The sequence below is a fragment of the Roseovarius nubinhibens ISM genome (genome assembly GCF_000152625.1).
Taxonomy (GTDB): domain Bacteria; phylum Pseudomonadota; class Alphaproteobacteria; order Rhodobacterales; family Rhodobacteraceae; genus Roseovarius; species Roseovarius nubinhibens.
In genome coordinates, this window is sequence record NZ_CH724156.1 from 1,829,178 (window position 1) to 1,852,755 (window position 23,578).

The following is a 23,578-nucleotide window of genomic DNA, read 5'->3' on the forward strand; positions in this document are numbered from 1 at the left end:
TCATGCGGATCACAGCAACGCTCTTTGCCCTGTTTGCCGCCAGCCCTGCGCTGGCTGCCTCCGGGCCTTTTCTGTCCCTCAAGAACACGAATTTCGTCGTTCTGATTTCCTTCCTGCTTTTCGTGGGTCTGATCGTGGCACTCAAAGTGCCCGGCAAGATCGGCGAAATGCTGGACAAGCGCGCCGCAGGCATCAAGTCGGATCTCGACGAGGCCCGGGCCCTGCGGGAAGAGGCGCAGACGCTGCTCGCCTCTTATGAGCGCAAGCAGAAAGAGGTTCAGGACCAGGCCGCTCGCATCGTCGAGCACGCCAAGGCCGAAGCGGCCGCCGCCGCGGACAAGGCCAAGGAGGACCTGAAAGGGACCATCGCGCGCCGTCTGCAGGCCGCCGAAGAACAGATCGCCTCGGCCGAAGCCGGTGCTGTCAAGGAAGTGCGCGACCGCGCCGTGGCCGTGGCAATCGCCGCCGCCCGCGACGTGATCGCCAAGCAGATGACCGCGGCAGATGGCAACAAGCTCATCGATGAGGCCATCGCGGAAGTGGGCGACAAGCTCCACTAACCCGCGCAACTGCCCGGAACAGCCTGACAAAGCCCGTGCGACAGCGCGGGCTTTTTCGCATGGCGGGGGCCGGGTGGCTTGTGTCGCCGCGCGCAAGCGAATATTGCGGATACGAGAGTTTTCCGGGAGCCCAGCCATGACCAAATTCGACAAAGCAAAATTGCCCAGCCGCCATGTGACCGAAGGCCCGGCGCGTGCGCCGCACCGGTCCTACATGTATGCGATGGGGCTTCAGGAAGAAGAAATCCATCAGCCTCTGGTCGGCGTGGCGACCTGCTGGAACGAGGCGGCGCCGTGCAACATTTCGCTCAACCGGCAGGCGCAATCGGTCAAGATGGGCGTCAAGGAAGCGGGCGGCACGCCGCGCGAGTTTACCACCATCACCGTGACCGACGGCATCGCCATGGGCCATGAGGGCATGCGCAGCTCGCTCGCGTCGCGCGAGGCGATTGCCGACACTGTCGAGCTCACCATGCGCGGCCATTGCTATGATGCGCTCGTCGGTCTGGCGGGCTGTGACAAGTCGCTGCCGGGGATGATGATGGCGATGGTGCGGCTCAACACGCCGTCGGTCTTCATCTATGGCGGCTCGATCATGCCGGGCCGGTTCCAGGGCCGTGACGTGACCGTGCAGGACGTGTTCGAGGCCGTCGGCCGCCATCAGGCAGGGGCCAATTCGGACGAAGAGCTGCGGGCGCTGGAAAAGGTGGCCTGCCCGTCGGCCGGGGCCTGTGGCGGCCAGTTCACCGCCAACACCATGGCCTGTGTCTCTGAAGCGATCGGTCTGGCGCTGCCCAACTCGGCGGGCGCGCCCGCGCCCTATGAAAGCCGCGATCAATATGGCACCGCCTCTGGTGCGGCGGTCATGACGCTTTTGGAAAAGAACATCCGGGCGCGCGACATCGTCACGCTCAAGAGCCTTGAGAATGCCGCGCGGGTCGTGGCCTGTACCGGTGGGTCGACCAATGCCGGTCTGCACCTGCCCGCGATTGCGCATGAGGCGGGGCTCGAGTTTTTCCTCGATGACGTCTGCCAGATCTTCAAGGACACGCCCTATTTCGTCGATCTCAAACCGGGCGGGCAATATGTCGCCAAGGACCTCTATGAGGCGGGCGGCGTGCCGGTGGTGATGAAGGAGCTGCGCAAGGCGGGGCTCATCCACGAAGATTGCATGACCGTCACCGGGCGGACCATTGGCGAAGAGATCGACATCGTCGAGCGCGAGGCCGATGGCCGGGTGATCTATCCCGTCGAGAAGCCGATCACCAAGACCGGCGGCGTCGTGGGCCTCAAGGGCAATCTTGCCCCGCAGGGCGCCATCGTGAAGGTCGCGGGTATGAGCGAGGAAGAGCAAGTCTTCTCGGGCCCCGCGCGGGTTTTTGAATGCGAAGAGGACGCCTTTGAGGCGGTCAAGGCGCGCAGCTACAAGGAGGGCGAGGTTCTCGTCATCCGCAACGAGGGCCCCGCAGGCGGTCCGGGCATGCGCGAGATGCTCGCCACCACGGCGGCGCTGTCGGGGCAGGGCATGGGCAAGAAGGTCGCGCTCATCACCGATGGCCGGTTCTCGGGCGCGACGCGTGGCTTCTGCGTCGGCCATGTCGGACCGGAATCGGCCCATGGCGGCCCGATTGCCCTGGTCCAGGATGGCGATGTGATCACCATCAACGCGATCACCGGCGAGCTCAGCGTGGCGCTCAGCGATGAGGATCTGACGGCCCGCAAGGAGGCCTGGAAAGGCCCGCGCGAGACGATCTATTCCAGCGGCGCGCTGTGGAAATACGCCCAGCTCGTGGGCGAGACCTACAAGGGCGCTGTGACCCACCCCGGTGCCGAAGCGGAGAAGCATGTCTATATGGATCTCTAACCCGATGGGCGGGATCCGCCGCCTTGCCCTCGTGGCCGCGATGGCCCTGCCTCTGGCGGGCTGTCTGGCGACGGGCGAGGCGGGGACAGGGCGCAACAGTTTCGCAGCCTCTGGCGACGACGGCGCGGGGCGCAAAGCCCCGGCGGCGCGGCGTCAGGCGGCGCTGTTCGATGGCGAGGTCGTGGTCGCGGGACCGCAGGGCTATTGCATCGACCCCACCAGCCTGCGCAAGCGGGGCGGCGGGCATGTGGTGCTGATGGCGAGCTGTGAAGCGCTCACCGGGACGCCGGGCCATTCGGTCGAGCCGGTGCTGATGACCGTTTCGGTGCTGCCCTATCGCAAGGACGCGACACCGCCCGATGCGCGGGCGCTCGCCAAGCAGATGCAGCCCGCCAAGGTGCTCGACCGGATCGACGGCGATGGCGTGTCGCTGGTGCATCTGGGGGCCGGGGGCGCGCAGGGCATCGATGGCGGCGACCCGCGCCACTGGCGGGCCGCGATGGAGATCAACGGCCATGTCATCGGCCTCGCCGTCTATGCGGCGCGGGGTGGCAAGGCGGCCGGGCCGAAGGGCCAGCGTCTCATCGTCGATCTGGCGGAAATCCTGCGCGACAAGAGCCCGACACGGATCATCCGACCCGATGCCGCGCCGATCGCGCAGCCGCTGTCAAACGGGCCGAAAACCCATCCCACGGCGCCGCGCACCGAGGGTATTTTGGGCGGTCTCAATAGATTGTTTTCAAATTCGGGTTAATCATCTGGCAGCAATGCCTATGACAGGGTAGAAGTAGGAAACGCAGTACCGAGGCCATAGCAGATGCGATTGCGCAGCCCCTTAGGGCAAAACCTGTTGCAGCAACGAGGGCTAAAGCGCTGGGCCAAGGCCGCCCGCCGCGCCCCGGAGATGCCGCTAAATGAATTGCGATCCTTACGGAACGCGGCCCGGAAGTACTTGTATTACCTCAATGAAGTGAACTCGATCTCGGAAACGCGGCTGGCGCTTCCGAGCATCGGGTCGAACGCTTTTCCGAAACCGCATGGCACCGATTGGGCCTGGCGCCCGAACCTGTGGCGCAGCCCGCTGCCAAGTGCCGGCATGTCGTCGGTCCAGAGCCGGTCCAAGCTCGGCTCGGAGCTCACATTGTTTCATGATTGCGAACGGTCCGAGCTGGGCCTGCGGCAGCTGCGCAATCACCGCGAGGCGGATCTCGCGCCCTTTGGGCTTCGGATGGACGTGTTTGCCTTTGACGGGTCCTTCCTGTCGCTGGTGCTCGACATGCCGCATGCGGCGGTGGATGGGCTGCGCAAGACCCATCTCATCCGGATGAGCACCATCGTCGAGATGGAGCGGCCTCTTGAAATCTTTGCCCGGCTCAACATCAAACACGGCCCCAACACCGAGCAGATCGTGCGCGAACTGCCGCTGCATGATGATGAGATCATGGTCGAGTTCGATCTCGCCTATTCCAACTTGAATGAAAAGCGGATCGAGCGGGCTTGGGTCGATCTGATCTTTGAGAACCCGCAGATGAGCCAGGTCATCCTGCGCGATCTGACCTTTAGCCGCCGCATGCGGGCCGAATTCTGAGAGGCAAGAGATGAGCGAACTGACACTGACCAAGACGCGGCTCTTTGAGGGGGTCTGGGAAGGCGTTCTCACCTCGGCCCAGGAGGGCAACAGCCAGCCGCAGGTCAAGGTGACCCATCTGCAGGAAGAGATCCCCAATGTGGAGGTGGTCGAGAACCGCGAGGCGGGGCATTGGGTGGTGCGGGTGCCGATCCCGGCCGAGCTTATCTCGGACGGGGTGCAGACCTTTCTCATCCATGATGCCAAGACCGGCGATACGCTCGACAGTTTCAACCTGATTTCCGGCGATGCGCTCAGCTATGACATTCGCGCCGAAGTCATGCTTCTGCGCGAAGAGCTCGACCTGCTGAAACGCGCGTTCCGGCGGCATTGCCTCGAAACCACGGGGTAAATTCTGGGCCGGGCGGGCCGTTTAGCCCTTGTCGCCCGGCAGCTTGACCACCCGCGCGGCGGGGTCGGGCACCGCGCCCGCAACTGGATCGGGCGCCAATTCTTCGAAATCGAAATTGTCGAGCCGCTTGGCCCGGCGGCCCGCCTTGTCGGCGGAAATCTTGATATCCGAGACATCCTTGGCGGCTTGGCTGAAATGCCGGTCGAGATTTTCCACCCGCGTCGAGAGCCGGTCGACATCGGCAAAGAGCAGCGACAGCTCGCGCCGGATCGCGCCCGCCTGTTCGCGCATCCGCGCGTCCTTGAGAATGGCGCGCATCGTGTTCAGCGTCGCCATGCAGGTCGTCGGCGAGACGATCCAGACCCGCGCCGCAAAGCCCTCGCGCACCAGTTCGGGGAAGTTGGCGTGCAGCTCGGCATAGACCGCCTCGGAGGGCAGGAACATCAGCGCGCCATCGGCGGTCTCGCCCTCGAGAATGTATTTCTCGGAGATGTCCTTGATATGTTTGCGCAGGGTGATGCGGAGGAATTTGGCGGCCTCGTTGAGCTCCCAATCGGTGTTGGCGCGGCGCAGTTTCTCATAGGCTTCGAGCGGGAATTTGCTGTCGATACAGATCGGGCCCGGCGGGTTCGGCAGGTGGATGAGGCAATCCGCACGCCGACCATTCGATAGCGTATGTTGCAGCGTGTAGCTGTCCTTGGGCAATGCCTTGGAGACGATGTCGTGGAGCTGGATTTCGCCAAACGCGCCGCGGGTCTGCTTGTTCGACAGGATGTCCTGCAGCGACAGAACATCGCCCGAGAGCTTGGTGATATTGTCCTGCGCCTTGTCGATCACCGCGAGCCGTTGCTGCAGATCGCCGAGCGATTGGGCGGTGCGCCGGGCCGAACCTTGCAGGTTCTCATTCATCCGCTCCGAGACCTGTGCGAGCCGCTGTTCCATCAGCTGCAGCATGTTGGCCTGGGCCGCCGCCTGCGCCTCGGAGACATGGTTGAGCCCGCCGGCAAGCTGATGCTGCCCATCGCTAAGCCCTTGGACACGTTGGGAAAGGCTGTTCATATGGTGCACCATCGGCTCGGCCATCCGGGCCGAGCGCCCGGCGGCGCGCACCGTGATGATGAGCAAGATGACCATGAAAAGCAGCACCGCGCCAAAGCCGAGAAGCCCCAGCACAAGCGGATGGTCGAGCGGGTAGGTGGTATCGCCGAGGGTGATCATGTGCGTCCGAACAGCCGTTCAATATCGGCCAGTTGTAGTTTGACATAGGTGGGGCGGCCATGGTTGCACTGGCCGGAATGCGGCGTTGCCTCCATCTCGCGCAGCAGGGCGTTCATCTCTTCGGCACGCATCCGGCGGCCAGAGCGGATCGAGCCATGGCAGGCGACCCGCGACAGGATCGCATCAATACGCCCCCGTATGGTCATGCTGCTGCCTTGGTCCGACAGCTCGTCCAGCACGTCGAGCAACAGGGCCCGCGCATCGACCGCGCCGAGGATGGCGGGCACTTCGCGCACCGCTACCGCCGAGCCGCCGAACTCTTCGATCACGAGGCCGAGCGCGGCAAGATCCTCGGCCGCGTCGAGCAAAGCGCCCCGGTCGCCGTCGGACAGTTCGACAATTTCGGGGATCAGCAACGCCTGCGCCGCGACACCCCGTTCTGCCTGCTGGGTCTTTAATTTCTCGTAAACGAGACGCTCATGGGCGGCGTGCTGATCGACGATCACCAGCCCGTCCTCGGTCTGGGCGATGATGTAATTCTCGTGGATCTGCGCGCGCGCGGCGCCGAGCGGGGCCGAAAGCGGCGCGTCAGCTTGCGCCTCGTGGCCGGGGTGATCCGCCAGGGGCGCGCTGAGCTCATCGGGCTCGACCCGCGCCGAATAGCCCGCCTGCAGATCGGCAAAGCCGGGGCTCTGCGAGAGCGGCGCGCCAGTGAGCGGTGCCTGCGCCTGATAGGCCATGGCGCGACTGGCGGGGCCGGGGCGGTCCATCTGATAGACGCGGGGCGCTTGGCCGGGGGCGGTGGCTTCGGGCCGGAAGGCGCCGAGCGTCGCCCCGGCGACGGTACTCGAGGCGCGGTGGCCTTCCTCGGCGAGCGCATGACGCAGGCCGGAAACGATGAGCCCGCGCGCCAGCGCCGGATCGCGAAACCGGACCTCGGATTTGGCCGGGTGGACGTTGACATCGACGAGGGTCGGATCGCAGGTCAGAAAGAGCACGGCGGCGGGGTGCCGGTCGCGCGACAGAAGGTCGTGATAGGCTGCGCGCAAGGCCCCGGTGAGCATCTTGTCCCGCACCGGACGCCCGTTCACAAAGAGATATTGCGCCACCGCCGCACCGCGCGAATAGGTCGGCAGGGCGGCATAGCCCGTCATCCGAAGCGCCTCGCGGCTGGCGTCGATCTTGATTGCGTTTTCGGCAAATTCCGCGCCCAGCACCCGGGCCAAACGGCGGTGCAGCGCATCGAAGAGATCGCCCTGTTCGGGATCGGCGCGGAAGGTGACCCGCCCCTCGCCGCCGCCGGTCACGTCGCGCAGGGTAAAGCCCACCGAGGGTTCGGCCATGGCGAGCCGTTTGACCACATCGGCGATGGCCTGGGTCTCGGCCCGGTCCGAGCGCATGAACTTGAGCCGCGCCGGGGTGGCGTAGAACAGATCGCGCAGCGTGACCACGGTGCCGGCGCTCAGCGCGGTGGGGCGCGGGGCGCTCATATCGCCGCCGGAGACGGTGATTTCTGCCGCGTCATGGCCGGCGGCGCGGGACTGGATCGTCAGCCGACCGACGGCGCCGAGCGAGGGCAAAGCCTCGCCGCGAAAGCCGAAGCTGTGGATGTTCAGCAGGTCGCTGCCGTCGATCTTGGAGGTGGCGTGGCGAGACAGGGCGAGGGGCAGATCTTGTGGTGTCATGCCGCAGCCATTGTCGGTCACACGGATGAGCGATTTGCCCCCCTGCGCCTGGCTGATCTCGATCCGGGTGGCGCCGGAATCCAATGCGTTTTCAACAAGTTCCTTGACCGCAGAGGCGGGGCGTTCGACCACTTCACCGGCGGCGATCCGGTTGATCGCGGCATCGTCGAGCTGTCGGATGACAGGGCGCGTATCGCTGATATGGTGGATTGGGTCGGCCATGCCACAAGACCTAGCATGAGTTGCGTCGATTCGGCCAATGCATTCGCCGGGGCGGAACAGGCGGTGCAGGCCGGGGGTTGAGCGCCCGAATGTGTCACAAAGGAGAGCGGAATGAAACGTGAATCTGTCGATGGTAAAACGCTGGAAACCTGGACCGCGCAGGAGCTTCATGAGGCGCTCGAGGCGCGTAAGGCGGTGCTCATAGATGTGCGCAGCCCGGCCGAATATATGCTCGGCCATGTGGCGGGATCTTTGCTCATGCCGATGGCGGATTTCGACGCTAAGGCCTTGCCGGAAGAGGGGAAAAAGCGCCTCGTCCTGATGTGCGGCAGTGCCATGCGGTCGGAGAAAATGGCGCATAAGGTGCTCTCTGCCGGGGCCGAGCGGATTGCGCATCTCGAGGGCGGGTTCGGCGCGTGGAAAGAGGCGAAACTGCCCCATGTCGCGGCGGATTTTCCGAGCGGCGGCCAGAGCCGTGTTAACCAGGATTAAGCGGCGGATTTTCGCGATGTCGGTAAGACGTCGGTAACGCGTCGGCAAAGCGGCAGTGTCGGTGAGGGCGGTTTTACGGCTTCTCGCGGGTGGGCGCGGGTGTGTGACCGGCGCGCGCGGGCGTTTTACCGTTTTTCAACACCTTATCGGTAGGTTGGTCGTACGGGCCGGCGCGAAGGGCCGAATCGCGTAGCCTGTGGGCTAAAGGGATGTTGCAGAGGAGAGTTTGATTGGATCGGATGACAGCGTGCTGAGCGGATTGGATGGGCGATTTGGGCGCAGAGCTGGTTAGCGGGCCAATTGGTTGGCAGGTCAATCGGTCGGCAGGTGACAGGGGCCCGGATCGCGTATTGGGTCGCGTATTGGGTCGCCTGATGGATTGCGTGCTGGGCTGAGTGATGGATTGCGTCCTGGGCTGAGTGCCGGGCTGAGCGCTTTATGTGCGAGGCGGTCGCGCGGGCGAACTGGCGGCTTGGCTGGAAGCTCTGGTTTTTTAGAAGGTCCGGTTTTCTGGAAGGTCTGCTTTGCTGGAAAGTTTGGGGGTGACCCTAGAGCTGGGGCTGGCCCTCCTGATCTCCTTTTCTCTTCCGCGCGACATGCGGCTGCAACTGGGTAGGCGTGCGGTAAAGGGCAGTGAGGCAGTTGGGACGTGAGGCCGAACGACACGAGGCCGAACGGTAAGATACTGTTGGCCTTCGGGCGTGCGGCCGGATGCTCGGGTGCTATTGGCCTGCGGGTTCGAGGCCGGGGGCTGTTGGCCCGCGGGCGCGATGCTGCGTGCTGTTGGCCTTCGGCTGTGAGGTCAGGTGGTATTGGCCTGCGGGTGCTCGGGTGCTTTTGGCCTTCGGCTGCGAGGCCAGATGCTATTGGCCTGTGGACCTGCGGCTGAGCTTTGGGGCTGCTGGACCTGCGGCTGAGCTTCGGGGCTGCTGGACGACTGACCGAGAGCCGTTGGTCTGTTTTGGCTCGAAAGGATCGTCGCAAGACGAAGCCAGCGCGAGACGCTCACCTTCCACAAAAAAACCGCCCCGGGGATGCCGGGACGGTTTGGGGGGTTGGGAGAGGGCAGGCTTAGCTGCGGGTGAACTCGGGATAGGCTTCCATGCCGAGCTCGGTGGTGTCGAGACCGTTGATCTCGGCCTCTTCATCGACCCGCAGACCCATGATCGCCTTGAGCAGCAGCCAGACCACGGCGGAGGCGGCGCTCACGAAGACACCGACCACGACGATGGCATAGAGCTGCGTCAGGATATTGGCGTCCGAGTTGGTGAAGGCGACGGCGATGGTGCCCCAGATGCCGGCGAAGAGGTGCACCGGGATGGCGCCGACCACGTCGTCGATCTTGAGCTTGTCGAGCAGCGGCACGGTGAAGACCACGATCACACCCCCGACGGCACCGATCAGCGTGGCCTCGATGAGCGAGGGCGCCAGCGGTTCGGCGGTGATCGACACGAGGCCTGCGAGGGCGCCGTTGAGGATCATCGTCAGGTCGGGCTTGTTGTACATCAGCTGGGTCAGGATCAGCGCGGCCACGGCCCCCGCAGCGGCGGCGGTGTTGGTGTTCGAGAAGATCCGGCTGATGTCAGCCACGTTGCCAGCGGTGTCCATGTAGAGCTGCGAGCCGCCATTGAAGCCGAACCAGCCGAGCCACAGGATGAACGTGCCGAGCGTGGCCAGGGCGAGGTTGGAGCCCGGGAAGGGGGTCACGCGACCGTCTTTGGCGTATTTGCCGATGCGCGGGCCGAGGATGATGGCCCCGACGAGCGCTGCCCAGCCACCGACCGAATGCACCACGGTCGAGCCTGCGAAATCCTGGAAACCAGCCGCATCGAGGAAGCCGCCGCCCCATTTCCAGCTCGCCTGGATCGGGTAGATCACGGCGGTGAGCACGATGGTGAAGGCGAGGAAGGGCCACAGCTTGATCCGTTCGGCCAGCGCGCCCGACACGATCGAGGCGGTGGCGGCACAGAACATCAGCTGAAAGAAGAAGTCCGAACCGACCGAGGCATAGGTCAGATCGGGCTCTGCGCCTTCCAGACCCACCGGCTCGAGGCTGGTGATCGAGAACGCGCCGAGCAGCCCGTCGATGGACCAGCCGTCGCCCGGGTACATCAGGTTATAGCCGAGCACATAGTAGAAGATCGACGCCAGCGAGAAGAGCGCCATGTTCTTGGTGAGCTGCATGGTCACGTTCTTGCCGCGCACGAGCCCTGCTTCGAGCATGGCGAAACCGGCGGCCATGAAGAAGACGAGAAAGCCCGAAACGAGGAACATGAAGGTGGTGAAGATGAAGCCGATATCTTCATTGAGCGGCGTGGTGTCGGCCTCCTGGGCCGAGGCCAGCGTCGGCAGCAGCACGAGGGCCGCCGGGAGTGCGAATTTGGTCAGATGTGTCATGGGTCCGTTCCCTATTGCGCGCGTTACAGCGCGTCGTCGTTCAGATCGCCGGTGCGCACGCGCATGGCCTGTTGCAGGTCGAGGGCGAAAATCTTGCCATCCCCGATCTTGCCGGTGCGGGCGGTCTTGGCGATGGTTTGGATGACCTCGTCGGCGAGCGCGTCCGAGACGGCGATTTCCAGCCGGATTTTCGGCACGTAGTTCACTGAATATTCCGCGCCGCGATAGATTTCGGTATGGCCCGACTGGTTGCCGAAGCCCTTGATCTCGGTCACGGACATGCCCGTCACGCCGACCCCGGTCAGCGCCTCGCGCACTTCGTCCAGTTTGAACGGTTTGATAGTGGCTATGATGAGTTTCAAAACTCTTCCCCTTTATGAGCCGCCTGCGGGGCAGGCATTCTTGGCAAATGTTGTGCAGAGGCAGAAAAATGGGCAGAAGGGCTGTCGTGAAGTCTGAAGCCGCAAAAATCTGGCTGTTAGGGCGCTCGGCGACTATTTTTTGTGCAACCGGGTCGCATTGACTAGAAATTGGGCGGCGGAAAAACGGCAGGCAGGGGGATTGGAGGCGCGACTTTGACCCCGTGCCGGGCTATAAGGCGGAAAAATCCAAGAGCCGGGGCAGGGCTGAGATGAGCAATTCAGGTGGCAAGAAGACGAGACTGGTGGCCGACAAGCGCTCGCGCCCGGCCAAGAAAACAGCCGCGCCGAAACGCGCCAAGACGCCCTCGCGCCGCCGCCCGCGCAAGCCGCGCCCGCCCCGTCGCGGCGGCATCAGCGGATTCTTCCTCGCGATTCTGCGCTGGATCTGGCGGGTGATCTGGGGGATCGGCTGGCGCGTCGGCTTTATCGTGGCGATGATCATCGGTCTGGCCACCGCCTATGTCTATAGCACCCTGCCCGAGGCGACCGCGCTTCTCGATGGCCGATCCAAGGGATCGGTGACCTTGATGGACCGCGAGGGCGATGTCTTTGCCTGGCGCGGCGATCAATTCGGCGGCGCGGTGACCGCCGACACGGTGTCGCGGCATCTGCGCAATGCGGTGGTGGCCACCGAGGACAAGCGGTTCTATCGCCATTTCGGCATCAGCCCGCGCGGCGTGGCGAGCGCCATCCGCATCAACCTGCGCGAGGGGCGGGGGCCGCTGCAGGGGCATGGCGGCTCGACCATCACGCAGCAGACGGCCAAGCTTCTCTGTCTCGGCGTCGAATATGACAAGGACCAGTGGAAGAGCGAGCGCGATTATGTGCAGGATTGCCGCCGCACCACGATCCTGCGCAAGGCCAAGGAGGCGATCTTCGCGCTGGCCATGGAGGCGAAATATTCCAAGGATCAGATCCTGTCGATCTATCTCAACCGGGCCTATTTCGGCGGCGGCGCCTATGGGGCCGAGGCGGCGGCAGAGCGGTTCTTTGGCAAATCGGCGACGGCGGTGGATGCCTCGGAGGGCGCGATGCTGGCCGGGGTGCTGACCGCGCCGACGCGGCTGGCGCCGACCAATGATCTCAAGCGCAGCCAGGACCGGGCGGCGACGATCCTGCGGCTGATGTATGATCAGGGCTATCTCACCTCGGACGAGCTGCGCGCGGCGCAGGCCAATCCGGCGACCCTGTCGGAGGCGGCGCAGCGGCAGGCGGGCGGCTATTTCGCCGATTGGGTGATGGATTCGGGGCCGGATTTCTTCACCCGCGACACGACAGAGGATGTGATCCTGCGCACCACGCTCGACCAGCGCATTCAGCGCGCGGCCGAAGAGGCGATGGATTTCATTTTCGAGAACAAGGTGCGCGACGGGTCCAAGGCGCAGGCGGCCATCGTGGTGATGAGCGCCGATGGCGCGGTGCGGGCCATGGTCGGCGGCCGCGAGACCAAAGTGTCCGGCGCGTTCAACCGGGCCACCCAGGCCAAACGGCAGACCGGGTCGAGTTTCAAGCCCTTCGTCTATGCCACCGCGCTCGAGCTTGGGCATTCGCCCAATGACACGGTGGTCGATGAGGCCTATTGCCTCAATATTCCCGGATCGGGCGAATGGTGCCCGTCAAACTATGACCGTCGATTCCATGGCCGGGTGACGCTCACGCAGGCGCTGCAGGAATCCTACAACATCCCGGCGGTGAAAGTGTCCGAGAGCGTCGGCCGCGACCTTGTCCGCAAGGTGGCCAGCGATTTCGGCATCGAGAGCGATCTTGCCGCCGGGCCGGCGCTGGCGCTGGGCGCGTCGGAGAGCTCGCTTCTGGAGATGACCGGGGCCTATGCCGGTATTCTCAACGGCGGCTCGTCGGTGACGCCCTATGGGCTCATCGATCTGCGCCTGCTGGGCGAGAATGAGCCGCTGATGGGCACCACGGGCGGCATTGGCGAGCGGGTGATCAACGAGAAGGCGGCGCGAGAGCTCATCTATATGATGAACAAGGTGGTGACCTCGGGGACCGGCCAGCGCGCGGCGCTGCCGGATCGCGAGGCGGCGGGCAAGACCGGCACCACCCAGGCGGCGCGCGATGCGTGGTTCCTCGGCTTTACCGCCGATTATGTCGCGGGCGTCTGGATGGGCTATGACGACAACACGCCGCTGACCGGGGTGACGGGCGGCGGGCTTCCGGCGGAAATCTGGCGCGAGACCATGATCCGCGTGCATGAGGGCGTGCCGCCGACGCCGCTGCCCATGGCCAAGGTCGAGCCGCCGCGTCAGGCCCAGCCGCAACCGCAGCCGCAGCAACAGCCCCGGCGGCAGCCGCAGCGGCAGCGTGACCGGCCCATTGAAAACATCCTGCGTCAGCTTTTGGGGATCGATTGAGCACGCTGATTGTTCTGATCCTGCTGTCCCTGCCGGTCTTGGTGGGGCTGTCGCTCTGGCGGTCGGGACAGCGCCAGGCGCGGCATCGGCAGGATTTGATCGAGGCCGGGCTGCGCCCCGATCAGCGGCAAGCGATCCTCGCGGCGGTGCCGCTGATCGCGCGGCTGCCAGAGGATCTGCGGCCGATGCTCGAAGGGCGGGTGGCGCTCTTTCTCGAACAGGTGGCGTTTGTCGGCTGTGACGGGTTGGAGGTCAGCGAGGAGATGCGGCTCTCGATTGCGGCGCAGGCCTGTCTCATCCCGCTGGCGAGTGACCTTTGGTATGAAGAGCTCACCACGGTTCTGGTCTATCCCGGGGCCTTTCGGTCGCGCATGGTGAGCCGTGATGGCTATGTGGTGCGCGAGGAAGAGGTGGTGCGGCTCGGCGAGAGCTGGTCGCGGGGGCAGGTGGTGCTGTCCTGGGCCGATGTCGCGGCGGGGGCGGCCGATCCGGAGGATGGGCGCAACGTGGTGCTGCATGAGTTCGCCCATCAGTTCGACGATCTCTCGGGCGATACCAATGGCGTGCCGGTGCTCGCCGAGGGGCAGAGTTTCGAGGAATGGGAACGGGTGTTCCTGCGCGCCTATATGCGGCTGCGCCGCCGCGCCGAGACCGGGCGGGCGAGCGTTCTCGACACCTATGGGGCGCAGAGCCATGAGGAGTTCTTTGCGGTGGCGATCGAAGCGTTTTTCGAGCGGCCCGGCGATCTGCGCGAGGACGAGCCGGAGCTCTATGCGCAGCTCTCAGAGCTGCTCAAGCTCGACCCCGTAAGCTGGCGCTAGGCGGCGGGTGCAGGCGGGGGCAAGAGAAAGGCCCCCGCAGATATTCCGCGAGGGCCTTGGATGGGTCGTGTGCCCGAGAGGGCGCGGCGGGGCTTAGCCCGCGTTGCGCAGATCGGCGATGAGCGCGTCGATATTGCCCTGACGGCGGTCGAGCATCGAGCCGATCTCGGTGCGTTCGCTGAGCCGCAGGGAAATGCCTTCGATCACCATGTCGAAGAAGAGATCGCGCCCGGATTTGTCGGAGACGAGGAATTTCACCTCAAACGGGCTCTGACCGCGGAGTTTCACGGTCGAGTTCACCTCATGCCAAGATTTCACCCGGCGCACGTCACGCACGGTGATTTCGCCGCCTTGGAATTCCTTGAACCGCTTGCCGTATTTGCGGGCGACATAGCCGCGGAAGGCGTCGGTATAGGCGCGCATCTGGGCCGGGCTGGCGCGGCGGGCATCGGCGCCGAGCGTCGATTGCGCGATGATGTTCACATCCGCATAGGTGCGGAAGATCCGCTCGAAATCGCTGATCATCGAGCCGAGCGGCTTGCCCGAGGCGATGACGCGGTTGATCTCGGCCACGACCTTGTCGACCAGCGAGCGGGCCGAGGCATCGGTCAGGGCCAGCGCCGGGCTGGCGGCGAGCAGCGGGGCCGTGGCGGCGGCGGCGGAAGTGGCCAGGAAACGGCGGCGCGTGTAATCATTCATTGTAAGGGTCCTCATATGGATCGCCCGAAGCGGCAGCAGATGTTTCGCCGTAGGGATCGCCCGAAACGGCGTCATAAGGATCTAGATAGGTGTCGCTCCGGCCCTTGCCCAGCTTGAACCGTCGATTTTGCAGATAAAGAGATTGCGAGGCGCGGTAGCTGTCGGCGCTTTCATGCAGGACGGAATCGATCGTGTCCGAATATTGGCCACGCGCGCTCAGGCTCGACGAGACCGAGGCGGCGGTGCCGTAGAAGCTCTCGGGCGAGGGCAGCACGTAGTTCAGCGGGTTGATGATCAGATCCACCGTCATGCCGACGGTTTCGCGCGTCGTCGAGGGGCCGAGCAGCGGCAGCTCGATATAGGGGCCCTGGTTGACGCCCCAGACATAGAGCGTCTGGCCGAAATCGGCATTGGTGCGGGCCGGCATGTTGAGCTCGGTCGCGGGGTCGAAGAAGCCGCCGAGCCCGAGCGTCGTATTGACCAGCAGCCGGTAGGTGTCGGTGGTGGCGCCAAGCCCGTTGCCCTGCAGGATATTGTTGAGGATCGAGCGCGGCAGCGTCAGGTTCTCGGCAAAGCGCGAGACCACGGTTTCGATATCGTCGGGCACCGCGGCGGTATAGCCCTTGCCGGTGGGCCGCACGATGTTGCGGTCAAGCGATTTGTTGAAATTATGGACCTTGCGGTTCTCGGCCTCCCACGGGTCGTAGGGGGCGTCGCGGGTCAGGGCCGGATCGGACTGGCCGCAGGCGGAAAGAGCCGTGACGCCCGCAAGCGCGAGCGCGGCAAAGAGGCGGCGCGGGGCCAAGGGGAGTGTCAGCAGCTTCACCAGATCTAAACCCGAATCGTCATATTGAATGCGTTGCATAAACCAATCCCGAGCGAGACTACAGCTTTGCGGTTGAAACCGAAAGAGACGTGGCAGAATGGTAACGCCCGCCCAGGTGGTACGGCGGCGGGCGGTGGTCTGCGGCCGATGGGGCGGATCTTGGGCTTTGTGGCGCTCTTGGGCATGGCGGTCAATCTGCTGATGCTGACAGGGCCGATCTATATGCTGCAGGTCTATGATCGGGTGCTCGGCAGCCGGTCGGAAGAGACGCTTGTGGCGTTGACCCTCTTGGCGGGGTTTCTCTTTGCGATGATGGGCGTTTTCGATGTGCTGCGCGGGCGGATCATGACCCGGCTTGGCGCGCGGCTCGACCGTGAGATGTCGGGGCCGGTGTTTGCCGGGCTGATGCGGCTGGATCGGGGGCGTGGTCATGGTGCTGGTCAGGCGGCAGAGGCGCTGCGCGGGCTCGATACGGTGCCTCGGTTTCTTGCCGCGCCGGTCTGTCTGGCGCTGTTTGACCTGCCCTGGGTGCCGCTGTTTCTGGGGGCGCTTTGGCTGTTTCATCCCTGGCTCGGCTGGCTGGCCCTTATTGGCGCGCTGGCGCTCACAGGGCTGTCGATCCTCGGCCATGTCCGGACCCGGCGCAGGGGCGCGCGGGCGGCGCTCGATCAACAGCGGGCGCAGCGGTTGGCCGAGACGGCGGGCGCGGCGGCGGTGACGGCGCGGGCGCTCGGCATGGTTGAAGGGCTCGGGACGCGCTGGCAAGGGCTGCGCGGGCAGGCGCGGCGGCATCAGATCGCGGCGGCGGATATTGGCGGCGGCGCGGCGGCGATGGCCCGGGTGGCGCGGCTAGGGCTGCAATCGGCGCTTTTGGGGCTTGGGGCCTATCTCGTGCTGCGGGCCGAGCTGTCGCCCGGGGCGATGATCGCGGCCTCGGTGCTCATGGGGCGGGCGCTGGCCCCGGTGGAGCAGGTGGTCGGGCAATGGCCGATGATCGGCGAGGCGCGAAAGGGCTGGGAGGCGCTGCGGCAAGTGGGGCCACCGGCGGGCGCGGATCCCTCGCCATTGCCGCGCCCCGAGCCGCATCTGCAGGTGCAACAGGCGACGATCCGGCCCGATGCCGCGTCGCCGCCGGTGCTGCGCGGGCTGAGCTTTGAGGTGCGACCGGGTGAGATTCTGGGCCTCTGCGGGCCATCGGGGGCGGGCAAGACGACGCTCATCGAAGCGCTGGCCGGGGTCTGGCCGCCGGTCTGGGGCAAGATCCGGCTCGGCGGGGTGCCTCTGGCGCAATATGGCGCGGGGGTTTTGGGGCGATGGTGCGGATATCTGCCACAGCGGGCAGTGTTTTTCGATGGCACGATTGCCGAGAATATCGCGCGGTTGCAGCGGTCGCCGGATATGGCGGCGGTGATCGCGGCGGCGCGGTTGGCGGGGGCGCATGAGACGATCCTCGATTGCGCGGCGGGTTATGACACGGTGATGACGGCGGGCGGTGCGCCGCTTTCGGGCGGGCAGGCACAGCAGGTTGCACTGGCGCGGGCGCTCTTTGGCGCGCCGGGGCTGATCCTGCTGGACGAGCCGGAGGCGCATCTCGACGCGGCCGGGCGGCAGCGCCTTGGCGAGATGCTGCGCGACCTGCGCGCCGCGGGGCGGGCGGTGGTGTTGGCCTCGCATGACGCGGAGGTTTTGGGCCATTGCGATCTGGTGCTGACGCTTGAGGCGGGGCTGGCGCAGAGTTTTTTGCCGGGGGGGTCTGCCTCTGGGGCGAGCGATGTGGCTAGGGGGGCAGGGATGCCGGTTCGGGCCGAGGCCGCGCCATGAAACAGGAACGATCTTGGGACGGGACGGCGCTGGCGGAGGAGCCGGAAGCGGAGGCCAGTGAGGATCTGGGGTGGCTGATGCGCCTTGGTTGGCTGGCGCTTTTGATCCTGTGCCTTGGCTTTGGCGGTTGGGCCTTTGCGGCGCGGCTGTCGCAGGCGGTGGTCGCGCCGGGCTGGGTCGTGCGGGATATGGCGGCGCATGTGGTGCAGCATCCCGATGGCGGCACGTTGGCCGCGCTTGCCGTGCGGCCGGGGATGCAGGTGGCCAAGGGTGCGCTCTTGGCCCGGTTTGAGGGCGGCGAGATCGCCGAGGAGCTGATCCTTGTCGAGGCGCGGCTCTTCGAGGTGATGGCGCGGCGGGCGCGGCTCGAGGCCGAGCGCGACGGGGCGGCGGCGATCGACTTCGATCCCGAATTGCGCAACCGGGCGGCAGGCGACGAGGGGCTGGCCGAGACCTTGCAGGGGCAAGGCCGCCTCTTTGCCACCCGGCGCGCGGCGCAGGCCCGTGAGGCGGGGCAGGCCCGGCGGCGGGTGGCGCAGTCGCGGGCGGAGATCGACGGGCTCGGGGCGCAGGCGCGAGCGCTGCGCCGGCAGGCAGGGCTGATTGCGCAGGAGTTGACGGATTTGCGGCAGTTGCGGGCGCAGGGGCTGACCCCGGCGGGGCGGGTTCTGGCGCTCGAGCGGGAGGCGGCGCGGCTCGACGGGGAGCTGGGCGAGGTCGCGGCGCATCGGGCCGGGGCCGAGGGACGGATCGCCGAGATCGAGCTCGAACAGTTGGGCCGCGAAAGCCGGATGCGCGAGCGGGTGATCGATCAGCTGCGCGACCTGCGTCATCGCGAGATCGAGCTCGCCGAGACCCGGCGGGTGTTGCGGGCGCGGTTCGCGCGGCTTGAGTTGCGGGCCCCGGTGGCGGGCACCATCCAGCAGGTCGAGGTGCATGGGCCGGGGGCGGTGATCCGCCCCGCCGCGCCGATCCTGACCTTGGTGGCGGGCGACAGGCCGATCCATGTGAGCGCCGAGATCAGCCCGCTGGAGGTCGACCAGATTTACAGCGGGCAGGCGGCGCTGCTGCGTTTTTCGGCGCTTGAGCAGGGCGAGGGGCGCGATGTGGCGGCAAAGGTTGGGTCAATCTCGCCCGATGTGGTGCAGGATGGCGCGGATGGTCGGCGGTACTACCGGGCAGAGGTCTGGGCCGAAGCAGAGGCGCTGCGGCCCTTGCAGGAGAGGGCGGGGCTGGTGCCGGGGATGCCGGTCGAGGTCTATCTTCAGACCGGCGAGCAGAGCCCCGCGCAGTTTCTGCTGCGCCCGGTGACAGCCTATTTCAACCGGGCCTTTCGGGGGTAGGGGGTGTGGAGCTGGGGCGGCGCTGTAGGTCGAGGGGGCAGGCAACGGGCCGGGGTGCTTTGGGTATTTTTAACCAGAAAGAGGGAGGGGCCGGGGTATTCCTTGCGGGGTTGCGCCGTCGGGCGTGGGTCCCGGTCGCGCTCTTCCTATCTGTTGCGGTGCTCGTTGTTGGCCTGTGCCAACCGGGCGTATCATGGGTAGGACACTTGGCGTTGGGGCGGTGTTAGGCCGTGAGCACGGGCCCAGGGGGCAGGCGTGCTGCGTTATGGGTATTTGTGACCAGAATGAGGGGGCGGAGATATTTTGTGCGCCTCCCAAGCGCAAGGGTCTTCGTCGCGGGTCTGGGGCACACTGGCGAGCGCGGGTCGGGCGCGCGGGGCGGGGGCGGCGTTATGGGCCGAGGGGGCATTGCCTGAGGCAGGCGGTTGGACTTGGGTATTCATGTCCAGAAAGAGGAGGGGCGGGTTTGTTCCTCGCCGGTTAGCGGCATGGGGGTGCCCTGCTCTTCCCATTGGTGCGGTGCGCGTTGAGGGCTCGCGCCAGGCGGGCGTTCGTTGCCAGGACGCGTGGCGTTGGGGTGGCATTGTGGGGCGACGGGGTGGGCCAAGTGGCGGGCCGGGGGAGTTTGGCTATTTTCGATCAGAAAGAAGCGTGGCTGGGTGGTCCATCGGCGCGTTTGCGGAGTGGCGCGGGGTTTGGTTGGGGGAGGGGCAAGGGGCGGATTTGCCATTTCATTTTCCGTCGTGCCGGATTAGCGTCTGCCGCAAATCAGAGGCTGTGCGAGGAGCATGACATGGGACAATTTGAAACCAAACTGGCTGAGCTGGGGGTGACCCTGCCCGAGGCGCCGCTGCCGGCGGCCAATTACGTGCCCTATGTGCAGAGCGGCACTTTGCTGCACGTGTCGGGGCAGATCAGCAAGGATGGCGATACGCTCATCACTGGCAAGCTTGGCGCGGATCTCGATGTGGCGGCGGGCGCGGCTGCGGCGAAAGTGTGCGCCATTGCGCTTTTGGCGCAGGTCAAGGCGGCCTGTGGCGGTGATCTCGATCGGCTGGTGCGGGTGGTCAAGCTCGGCGGGTTCGTCAATTCGACCCCGGAGTTCACCGAGCAGCCGCAGGTGATCAATGGCGCGTCCGATTTCCTCGGCGCGGCGCTGGGGGAGGCGGGCAAGCATGCGCGCTCGGCCGTGTCGGCGGCGTCGCTGCCCTTTGGCGTGGCGGTGGAGATCGACGGGGTCTTCGAGATCAAATGAGCCAAGTGCCGCTACCCGCGTCTTTTCTGACCACGCCGCTGGCCCATCGTGCGCTGCATGATGTGGCCCAGGGGCGGCCTGAGAATTCGCGGGCGGCGATCCGCGCGGCCATCGCGCGGGGCTATGGGATCGAGATCGATCTGCAGCCGAGCCGCGATGGCGCGGCGATGGTGTTTCACGATTACGACATGGGGCGCCTTACCGGGCGGGCCGGTCCGATCCGGCTGCAAAGCGCGGCGGAGCTGGCGCAGACGCCGCTTTTGGGCGGCGATGAGGGCGTGCCGGGGCTCGACGAGGTGCTCGATCTCGTGGCGGGGCGGGTGCCGTTGCTCATCGAACTCAAGGATCAGCATGGCCAAATGGGCGCCACCGATGGCGGGCTCGAGCGGGCCGTCGCGGCGGCGCTAGCTGGCTATCGCGGCGATGTGGCGCTCATGTCTTTTAATCCGCAATCTGTGATCCAGCTGGCCGAGCTCTGCCCCGATCTGCCGCGCGGCATCGTGACCTCTGCCTATCGGGCGGAGGATTGGCCGCTGTTGCGGGCCGAGGTGCGCGACAGGCTGCGCGATATTCCGGATTATGCGGTCTCTGGGTCCAGTTTCATCAGCCATGAGGTCGGCGATCTCGACCGGCCCCGGGTGGCAGAGATCAAGGCGGCGGGCGGGCATGTGCTCTGCTGGACCGTGCGCTCGGCGGCGCAGGAGGCAAAGGCCCGCCGGATCGCGGAGAATATCACCTTCGAGGGCTATCTCGCGGCACATCCCGCTTGATCGCCGGGGAAAAGCCCCCAGATTGAACGAGATGCCCGACAGCGACCATCAGATCAGCGTCAGTTTTCATGACAGCATTGCCGAGATCGGGGCGGCGGATTGGGATATTTGCGCCTGTCCCGAAGCGGCGGGCGGCGGGCGGCCGGCCGATCCCTTTACCACCTATCGGTTTTTGCAAGCGCTGGAAGAGAGCGGGTCGGTCGGGCCGGGCAGTGGCTGGGAGCCGCATCACGTGGTGGCGCGGCAGGCGGGCGAGGTCATCGCGGTGGCGCCGCTCTATGCCAAGGGGCACAGCCAGGGCGAGTATATTTTCGATCACAACTGGGCCCATGCCTATGAGCGGGCGGGCGGGCGTTACTATCCGAAGCTGCAGATCGCGGTGCCGTTCACGCCGGTGACCGGGCGGCGGCTCTTGGCAAGGCCGGGGCATGAGGCGACCGGGCGGGCGGCGCTGGTACAGGGCGCGGTGGAGTTGGCCGAGCGCCATGGGCTGTCGTCGCTGCATGTGACCTTTTGCACCGGCGATGAGGCGGCGGGGGCCGGGGCGCTGGGCCTCATGGCGCGGCGCAACCAGCAATATCACTGGCACAATCGCGGCTATGGCAGTTTCGACGATTTCCTCGCCGATCTGAGTTCGCGCAAGCGCAAGAACATCCGCAAGGAACGGGCGGCGGCGCAGGGCTTTGGCGGCGAGATCCGGCGGCTGCGCGGGGCAGAGATCACCCCGGCGCATTGGGACGCGATGTGGGCGTTTTATCAAGACACCGGCGCGCGAAAATGGGGCACGCCCTATCTCACGCGGGGGTTTTTCGACCTCGCGGCAGAGCGGCTCGGCGAGGATATCCTGATGATCGTGGCCGAGCGCGACGGCGTGCCGGTGGCCGGGGCGCTCAATCTGATTGGGCGCGAGGCGCTTTTTGGCCGGTATTGGGGCTGTGGCGAGGCCCATGCCAACCTGCATTTCGAGCTGTGCTATTATCAGGCGATGGAATTTGCCATTGCCGAGGGTCTGGCCCGGGTCGAGGCGGGCGCGCAGGGCGAGCATAAGCTGGCGCGTGGATACCTGCCGCAGGTCACCCATTCGCTGCATTGGGTCGGCGATCCCGGCTTTGCCCAGGCCATCGCGCAATATCTCGAGGCCGAGGGCGCGGCGGTCGAGGAAGATATCGAAATTCTGACGGGCTATGGCCCGTTTCGCAGATCAACAGGGGATGAGAGAGAATGACCGAAAAGCTGAGCGATACCGCACGAAGTACCATGGTGGAGCCGCTGCTCGAGACCGGCTGGGCCCTGACAGAGGGGCGCGACGCGATTGAAAAGACGTTCAAATTCGACGATTTTACCGAGGCGATGGGGTTCATGATGCGCGCGGCGATCTGGGCCGAGAAATGGAACCACCATCCCGAATGGTCGAATGTCTACAGCCGGGTGTCGGTGTGTCTGACGACCCATGATGTGGACGGGCTGAGCCAGCTTGACGTCAAGCTGGCGCGCAAGATGGACAAGCTGGCGGGTCAGCCGGGCTGATCACCCAAGATGGGACAGGGCGGGCGGCATTGGCCCGCCGGTCGCCCAGTCGAGCAGCTCGACCGTGTGCACGATGGGCGTCTCGGTGCCTTGGCCGATCTGCATCATGCAGCCGATATTGCCCGCCGCGATCACATCGGGGCGGCGCGCCATGAGCGTCGCCACCTTGCGCTTGCGCAGCTCGGCGGAAATCTCGGGCTGCATCAGGTTATAGGTGCCGGCGGAGCCGCAGCAGAGATGGCTGTCGGCGGGCTCGACCACGGTGAACCCGGCCCGTTTCAAGAGATCCTTGGGCGCGGATTTGACCTTTTGCCCGTGCTGCAGCGAGCAGGCGGCGTGATAGGCGACGGTAAGGTCCTTGGGCGCACTTGCGGGCAGGTCGAGCCGGGTCAGCAGTTCCGAGATGTCGCAGGCCAGCCCCGAGATATGCGCCGCCGCATCGGCCAGCGGATCATTGCGGAACATATGGCCGTAATCCTTGACCGTGGTGCCGCAGCCGGAGGTGTTGATCACGATGGCGTCGAGCCCCGCGCCATTGGCCTCGGCCATCCAGGCTTGGATGTTGCGGGCGGCGGCGGCGTGGCTGTCGTCTTCGCGGCCCATGTGATGGGTGAGCGCCCCGCAGCAACCCGCGCCGCGTGCCACCACCACTTCGCAGCCGAGCCGGGTCAAGAGCCGGATCGTGGCGTCGTTGATATCGGTGTTGAGCGCCTTTTGCGCACAGCCGGTCATCAGCGCGACGCGCAGTTTCGGGGCGGTGTCGGGGGCTTGCACCGGGGCAAAGCTCTGCGGGTCGTCGTTGCGGCTCACCGGGGGGATGCGTTTCGGGGCCATGCGCAGCATTGCGCGGAGCCGTGCATCGGGGATGAGCGGTGCGAAGGGCCGGCCCAGCTTGGCCGCCAGAAGGGCGAGGCGAAAGCGCATCGGATAGGGCAGGATGTTGGCCAGCATCCAGCGCAGCGCCCGGTCGCCAAGGGGGCGTTTGTAGCGCTGCTCGATATAGGCGCGGGCGTGATCGACGAGATGCATGTAATGCACCCCCGACGGGCAGGTGGTCATGCAGGCGAGGCAGCTCAGGCAGCGGTCGATATGTTTGACCGTCTTGGCGTCTGGCACGCGCTCGTTCTCGAGCATGTCCTTGATCAGGTAGATGCGGCCGCGCGGGCTGTCGAGCTCGTCGCCCAGCACCTGATAGGTTGGGCAGGTCGCGGTGCAAAAGCCGCAATGCACGCAGGCGCGCAGGATGTCTTTGGCGCGTTTGGTGCCGGGATCGGCGAGCTGGGTCTCGGTGAAATGCGTTTGCAT

Annotated in this window: 21 protein-coding genes; 14 read left to right on the forward strand and 7 right to left on the reverse strand. The window is 65.8% G+C overall.

Annotated elements, in window-relative coordinates; genetic code table 11:
* Positions 1 to 2: 2 nt before the first annotated feature.
* The 5 genes from ISM_RS08860 (at position 3) to ISM_RS08880 (ending at position 4,403) form a co-directional block, all read left to right on the forward strand.
* Positions 3 to 560, forward strand: a complete 558-nt coding sequence (locus ISM_RS08860) for a F0F1 ATP synthase subunit B (protein ID WP_009813806.1) — start codon at positions 3 to 5, stop codon at positions 558 to 560.
* Between the two features lie 136 nt (positions 561 to 696).
* Positions 697 to 2,424 (forward strand): dihydroxy-acid dehydratase, encoded by a 1,728-nt coding sequence (gene ilvD / locus ISM_RS08865; RefSeq protein WP_009813807.1) that lies wholly within the window; start codon positions 697 to 699, stop codon positions 2,422 to 2,424.
* Positions 2,405 to 3,178 (forward strand): hypothetical protein, encoded by a 774-nt coding sequence (locus ISM_RS08870; RefSeq protein WP_198011659.1) that lies wholly within the window; start codon positions 2,405 to 2,407, stop codon positions 3,176 to 3,178. The genes ilvD and ISM_RS08870 overlap by 20 nt, the downstream gene beginning before the upstream one ends.
* Before the next feature lie 63 nt (positions 3,179 to 3,241).
* Positions 3,242 to 4,012 carry a DUF6478 family protein gene (locus ISM_RS08875; protein WP_050754128.1) on the forward strand — a complete coding sequence of 257 codons (771 nt, stop codon included), beginning with the start codon at positions 3,242 to 3,244 and terminating at the stop codon, positions 4,010 to 4,012.
* Between the two features lie 10 nt (positions 4,013 to 4,022).
* Positions 4,023 to 4,403 carry a hypothetical protein gene (locus ISM_RS08880; protein ID WP_009813810.1) on the forward strand — a complete coding sequence of 127 codons (381 nt, stop codon included), beginning with the start codon at positions 4,023 to 4,025 and terminating at the stop codon, positions 4,401 to 4,403.
* 21 nt (positions 4,404 to 4,424) lie between these two features.
* Here ISM_RS08880 and ISM_RS08885 read toward each other — a convergent pair whose 3' ends face one another.
* Both ISM_RS08885 and mutL read right to left on the reverse strand, forming a co-directional pair.
* Positions 4,425 to 5,621: a DNA recombination protein RmuC gene (locus tag ISM_RS08885; protein WP_009813811.1), complete on the reverse strand. Its 1,197-nt coding sequence runs from the start codon at positions 5,619 to 5,621 to the stop codon at positions 4,425 to 4,427.
* A complete protein-coding gene (gene mutL / locus ISM_RS08890) occupies positions 5,618 to 7,528 on the reverse strand; it encodes a DNA mismatch repair endonuclease MutL (protein ID WP_009813812.1) in 1,911 nt (636 codons plus the stop codon). The genes ISM_RS08885 and mutL overlap by 4 nt, the downstream gene beginning before the upstream one ends.
* A 111-nt stretch (positions 7,529 to 7,639) precedes the next feature.
* On the opposite strand from mutL, the gene ISM_RS08895 reads away from it, so the two are divergent.
* A complete protein-coding gene (locus ISM_RS08895) occupies positions 7,640 to 8,020 on the forward strand; it encodes a rhodanese-like domain-containing protein (protein ID WP_009813813.1) in 381 nt (126 codons plus the stop codon).
* A 1,071-nt stretch (positions 8,021 to 9,091) separates the two neighbouring features.
* On the opposite strand, the gene ISM_RS08900 is transcribed toward ISM_RS08895, so the two are convergent.
* On the reverse strand, positions 9,092 to 10,417 hold the full coding sequence (locus ISM_RS08900) for an ammonium transporter (protein ID WP_009813814.1): 1,326 nt from the start codon (positions 10,415 to 10,417) through the stop codon (positions 9,092 to 9,094).
* Positions 10,418 to 10,440: 23 nt separating this feature from the next.
* Positions 10,441 to 10,779 (reverse strand): P-II family nitrogen regulator, encoded by a 339-nt coding sequence (locus tag ISM_RS08905; protein ID WP_009813815.1) that lies wholly within the window; start codon positions 10,777 to 10,779, stop codon positions 10,441 to 10,443.
* A 269-nt stretch (positions 10,780 to 11,048) separates the two neighbouring features.
* On the opposite strand from ISM_RS08905, the gene ISM_RS08910 reads away from it, so the two are divergent.
* Positions 11,049 to 13,211, forward strand: coding sequence for a transglycosylase domain-containing protein (locus ISM_RS08910; protein WP_083780918.1), 2,163 nt, complete (start codon positions 11,049 to 11,051; stop codon positions 13,209 to 13,211).
* Positions 13,208 to 14,032, forward strand: a complete 825-nt coding sequence (locus ISM_RS08915) for a M90 family metallopeptidase (RefSeq protein ID WP_009813817.1) — start codon at positions 13,208 to 13,210, stop codon at positions 14,030 to 14,032. The genes ISM_RS08910 and ISM_RS08915 overlap by 4 nt, the downstream gene beginning before the upstream one ends.
* Before the next feature lie 93 nt (positions 14,033 to 14,125).
* Here ISM_RS08915 and ISM_RS08920 read toward each other — a convergent pair whose 3' ends face one another.
* Positions 14,126 to 14,731, reverse strand: a complete 606-nt coding sequence (locus ISM_RS08920; RefSeq protein ID WP_009813818.1) for an MlaC/ttg2D family ABC transporter substrate-binding protein — start codon at positions 14,729 to 14,731, stop codon at positions 14,126 to 14,128.
* A complete protein-coding gene (locus ISM_RS08925; RefSeq protein ID WP_009813819.1) occupies positions 14,724 to 15,596 on the reverse strand; it encodes an MlaA family lipoprotein in 873 nt (290 codons plus the stop codon). The genes ISM_RS08920 and ISM_RS08925 overlap by 8 nt, the downstream gene beginning before the upstream one ends.
* Positions 15,597 to 15,704: 108 nt before the next feature.
* On the opposite strand from ISM_RS08925, the gene ISM_RS08930 reads away from it, so the two are divergent.
* The 6 genes from ISM_RS08930 to ISM_RS08955 all read left to right on the forward strand — a co-directional run bounded on the left by ISM_RS08930 (position 15,705) and on the right by ISM_RS08955 (position 22,273).
* Complete coding sequence (locus tag ISM_RS08930) at positions 15,705 to 17,378, forward strand: type I secretion system permease/ATPase (protein WP_009813820.1); 1,674 nt, start codon at positions 15,705 to 15,707, stop codon at positions 17,376 to 17,378.
* Positions 17,375 to 18,721 carry an HlyD family type I secretion periplasmic adaptor subunit gene (locus ISM_RS08935; RefSeq protein ID WP_009813821.1) on the forward strand — a complete coding sequence of 449 codons (1,347 nt, stop codon included), beginning with the start codon at positions 17,375 to 17,377 and terminating at the stop codon, positions 18,719 to 18,721. The genes ISM_RS08930 and ISM_RS08935 overlap by 4 nt, the downstream gene beginning before the upstream one ends.
* A gap of 793 nt (positions 18,722 to 19,514) precedes the next feature.
* Positions 19,515 to 19,976 carry a RidA family protein gene (locus ISM_RS08940; RefSeq protein ID WP_009813822.1) on the forward strand — a complete coding sequence of 154 codons (462 nt, stop codon included), beginning with the start codon at positions 19,515 to 19,517 and terminating at the stop codon, positions 19,974 to 19,976.
* Positions 19,973 to 20,746, forward strand: coding sequence for a glycerophosphodiester phosphodiesterase family protein (locus ISM_RS08945; protein ID WP_009813823.1), 774 nt, complete (start codon positions 19,973 to 19,975; stop codon positions 20,744 to 20,746). Before ISM_RS08940 ends, ISM_RS08945 begins: the two co-directional genes overlap by 4 nt.
* 31 nt (positions 20,747 to 20,777) lie before the next feature.
* Entirely contained in the window at positions 20,778 to 21,971 is a 1,194-nt protein-coding gene (locus ISM_RS08950) for a GNAT family N-acetyltransferase (protein WP_009813824.1), read from the forward strand.
* Positions 21,968 to 22,273 carry a 4a-hydroxytetrahydrobiopterin dehydratase gene (locus tag ISM_RS08955; RefSeq protein ID WP_009813825.1) on the forward strand — a complete coding sequence of 102 codons (306 nt, stop codon included), beginning with the start codon at positions 21,968 to 21,970 and terminating at the stop codon, positions 22,271 to 22,273. Before ISM_RS08950 ends, ISM_RS08955 begins: the two co-directional genes overlap by 4 nt.
* Here ISM_RS08955 and glcF read toward each other — a convergent pair whose 3' ends face one another.
* Positions 22,274 to 23,578, reverse strand: a complete 1,305-nt coding sequence (gene glcF, locus ISM_RS08960; protein ID WP_009813826.1) for a glycolate oxidase subunit GlcF — start codon at positions 23,576 to 23,578, stop codon at positions 22,274 to 22,276.

Excerpts from the sequence above, each read along its gene's own strand:
- ISM_RS08860 (WP_009813806.1), top strand. The coding sequence starts at position 3 with ATGCGGATCACAGCAACGCTCTTTGCCCTGTTTGCCGCCAGCCCTGCG.
- ilvD (WP_009813807.1), top strand. The coding sequence starts at position 697 with ATGACCAAATTCGACAAAGCAAAATTGCCCAGCCGCCATGTGACCGAA.
- ISM_RS08870 (WP_198011659.1), top strand. The coding sequence starts at position 2,405 with ATGTCTATATGGATCTCTAACCCGATGGGCGGGATCCGCCGCCTTGCC.
- ISM_RS08875 (WP_050754128.1), top strand. The coding sequence starts at position 3,242 with ATGCGATTGCGCAGCCCCTTAGGGCAAAACCTGTTGCAGCAACGAGGG.
- ISM_RS08880 (WP_009813810.1), top strand. The coding sequence starts at position 4,023 with ATGAGCGAACTGACACTGACCAAGACGCGGCTCTTTGAGGGGGTCTGG.
- ISM_RS08885 (WP_009813811.1), bottom strand. The coding sequence starts at position 5,621 with ATGATCACCCTCGGCGATACCACCTACCCGCTCGACCATCCGCTTGTG.
- mutL (WP_009813812.1), bottom strand. The coding sequence starts at position 7,528 with ATGGCCGACCCAATCCACCATATCAGCGATACGCGCCCTGTCATCCGA.
- ISM_RS08895 (WP_009813813.1), top strand. The coding sequence starts at position 7,640 with ATGAAACGTGAATCTGTCGATGGTAAAACGCTGGAAACCTGGACCGCG.
- ISM_RS08900 (WP_009813814.1), bottom strand. The coding sequence starts at position 10,417 with ATGACACATCTGACCAAATTCGCACTCCCGGCGGCCCTCGTGCTGCTG.
- ISM_RS08910 (WP_083780918.1), top strand. The coding sequence starts at position 11,049 with ATGAGCAATTCAGGTGGCAAGAAGACGAGACTGGTGGCCGACAAGCGC.
- ISM_RS08920 (WP_009813818.1), bottom strand. The coding sequence starts at position 14,731 with ATGAATGATTACACGCGCCGCCGTTTCCTGGCCACTTCCGCCGCCGCC.
- ISM_RS08925 (WP_009813819.1), bottom strand. The coding sequence starts at position 15,596 with ATGCAACGCATTCAATATGACGATTCGGGTTTAGATCTGGTGAAGCTG.
- ISM_RS08930 (WP_009813820.1), top strand. The coding sequence starts at position 15,705 with ATGGGGCGGATCTTGGGCTTTGTGGCGCTCTTGGGCATGGCGGTCAAT.
- ISM_RS08935 (WP_009813821.1), top strand. The coding sequence starts at position 17,375 with ATGAAACAGGAACGATCTTGGGACGGGACGGCGCTGGCGGAGGAGCCG.
- ISM_RS08940 (WP_009813822.1), top strand. The coding sequence starts at position 19,515 with ATGGGACAATTTGAAACCAAACTGGCTGAGCTGGGGGTGACCCTGCCC.
- ISM_RS08945 (WP_009813823.1), top strand. The coding sequence starts at position 19,973 with ATGAGCCAAGTGCCGCTACCCGCGTCTTTTCTGACCACGCCGCTGGCC.
- ISM_RS08950 (WP_009813824.1), top strand. The coding sequence starts at position 20,778 with ATGCCCGACAGCGACCATCAGATCAGCGTCAGTTTTCATGACAGCATT.
- ISM_RS08955 (WP_009813825.1), top strand. The coding sequence starts at position 21,968 with ATGACCGAAAAGCTGAGCGATACCGCACGAAGTACCATGGTGGAGCCG.
- glcF (WP_009813826.1), bottom strand. The coding sequence starts at position 23,578 with ATGCAAACGCATTTCACCGAGACCCAGCTCGCCGATCCCGGCACCAAA.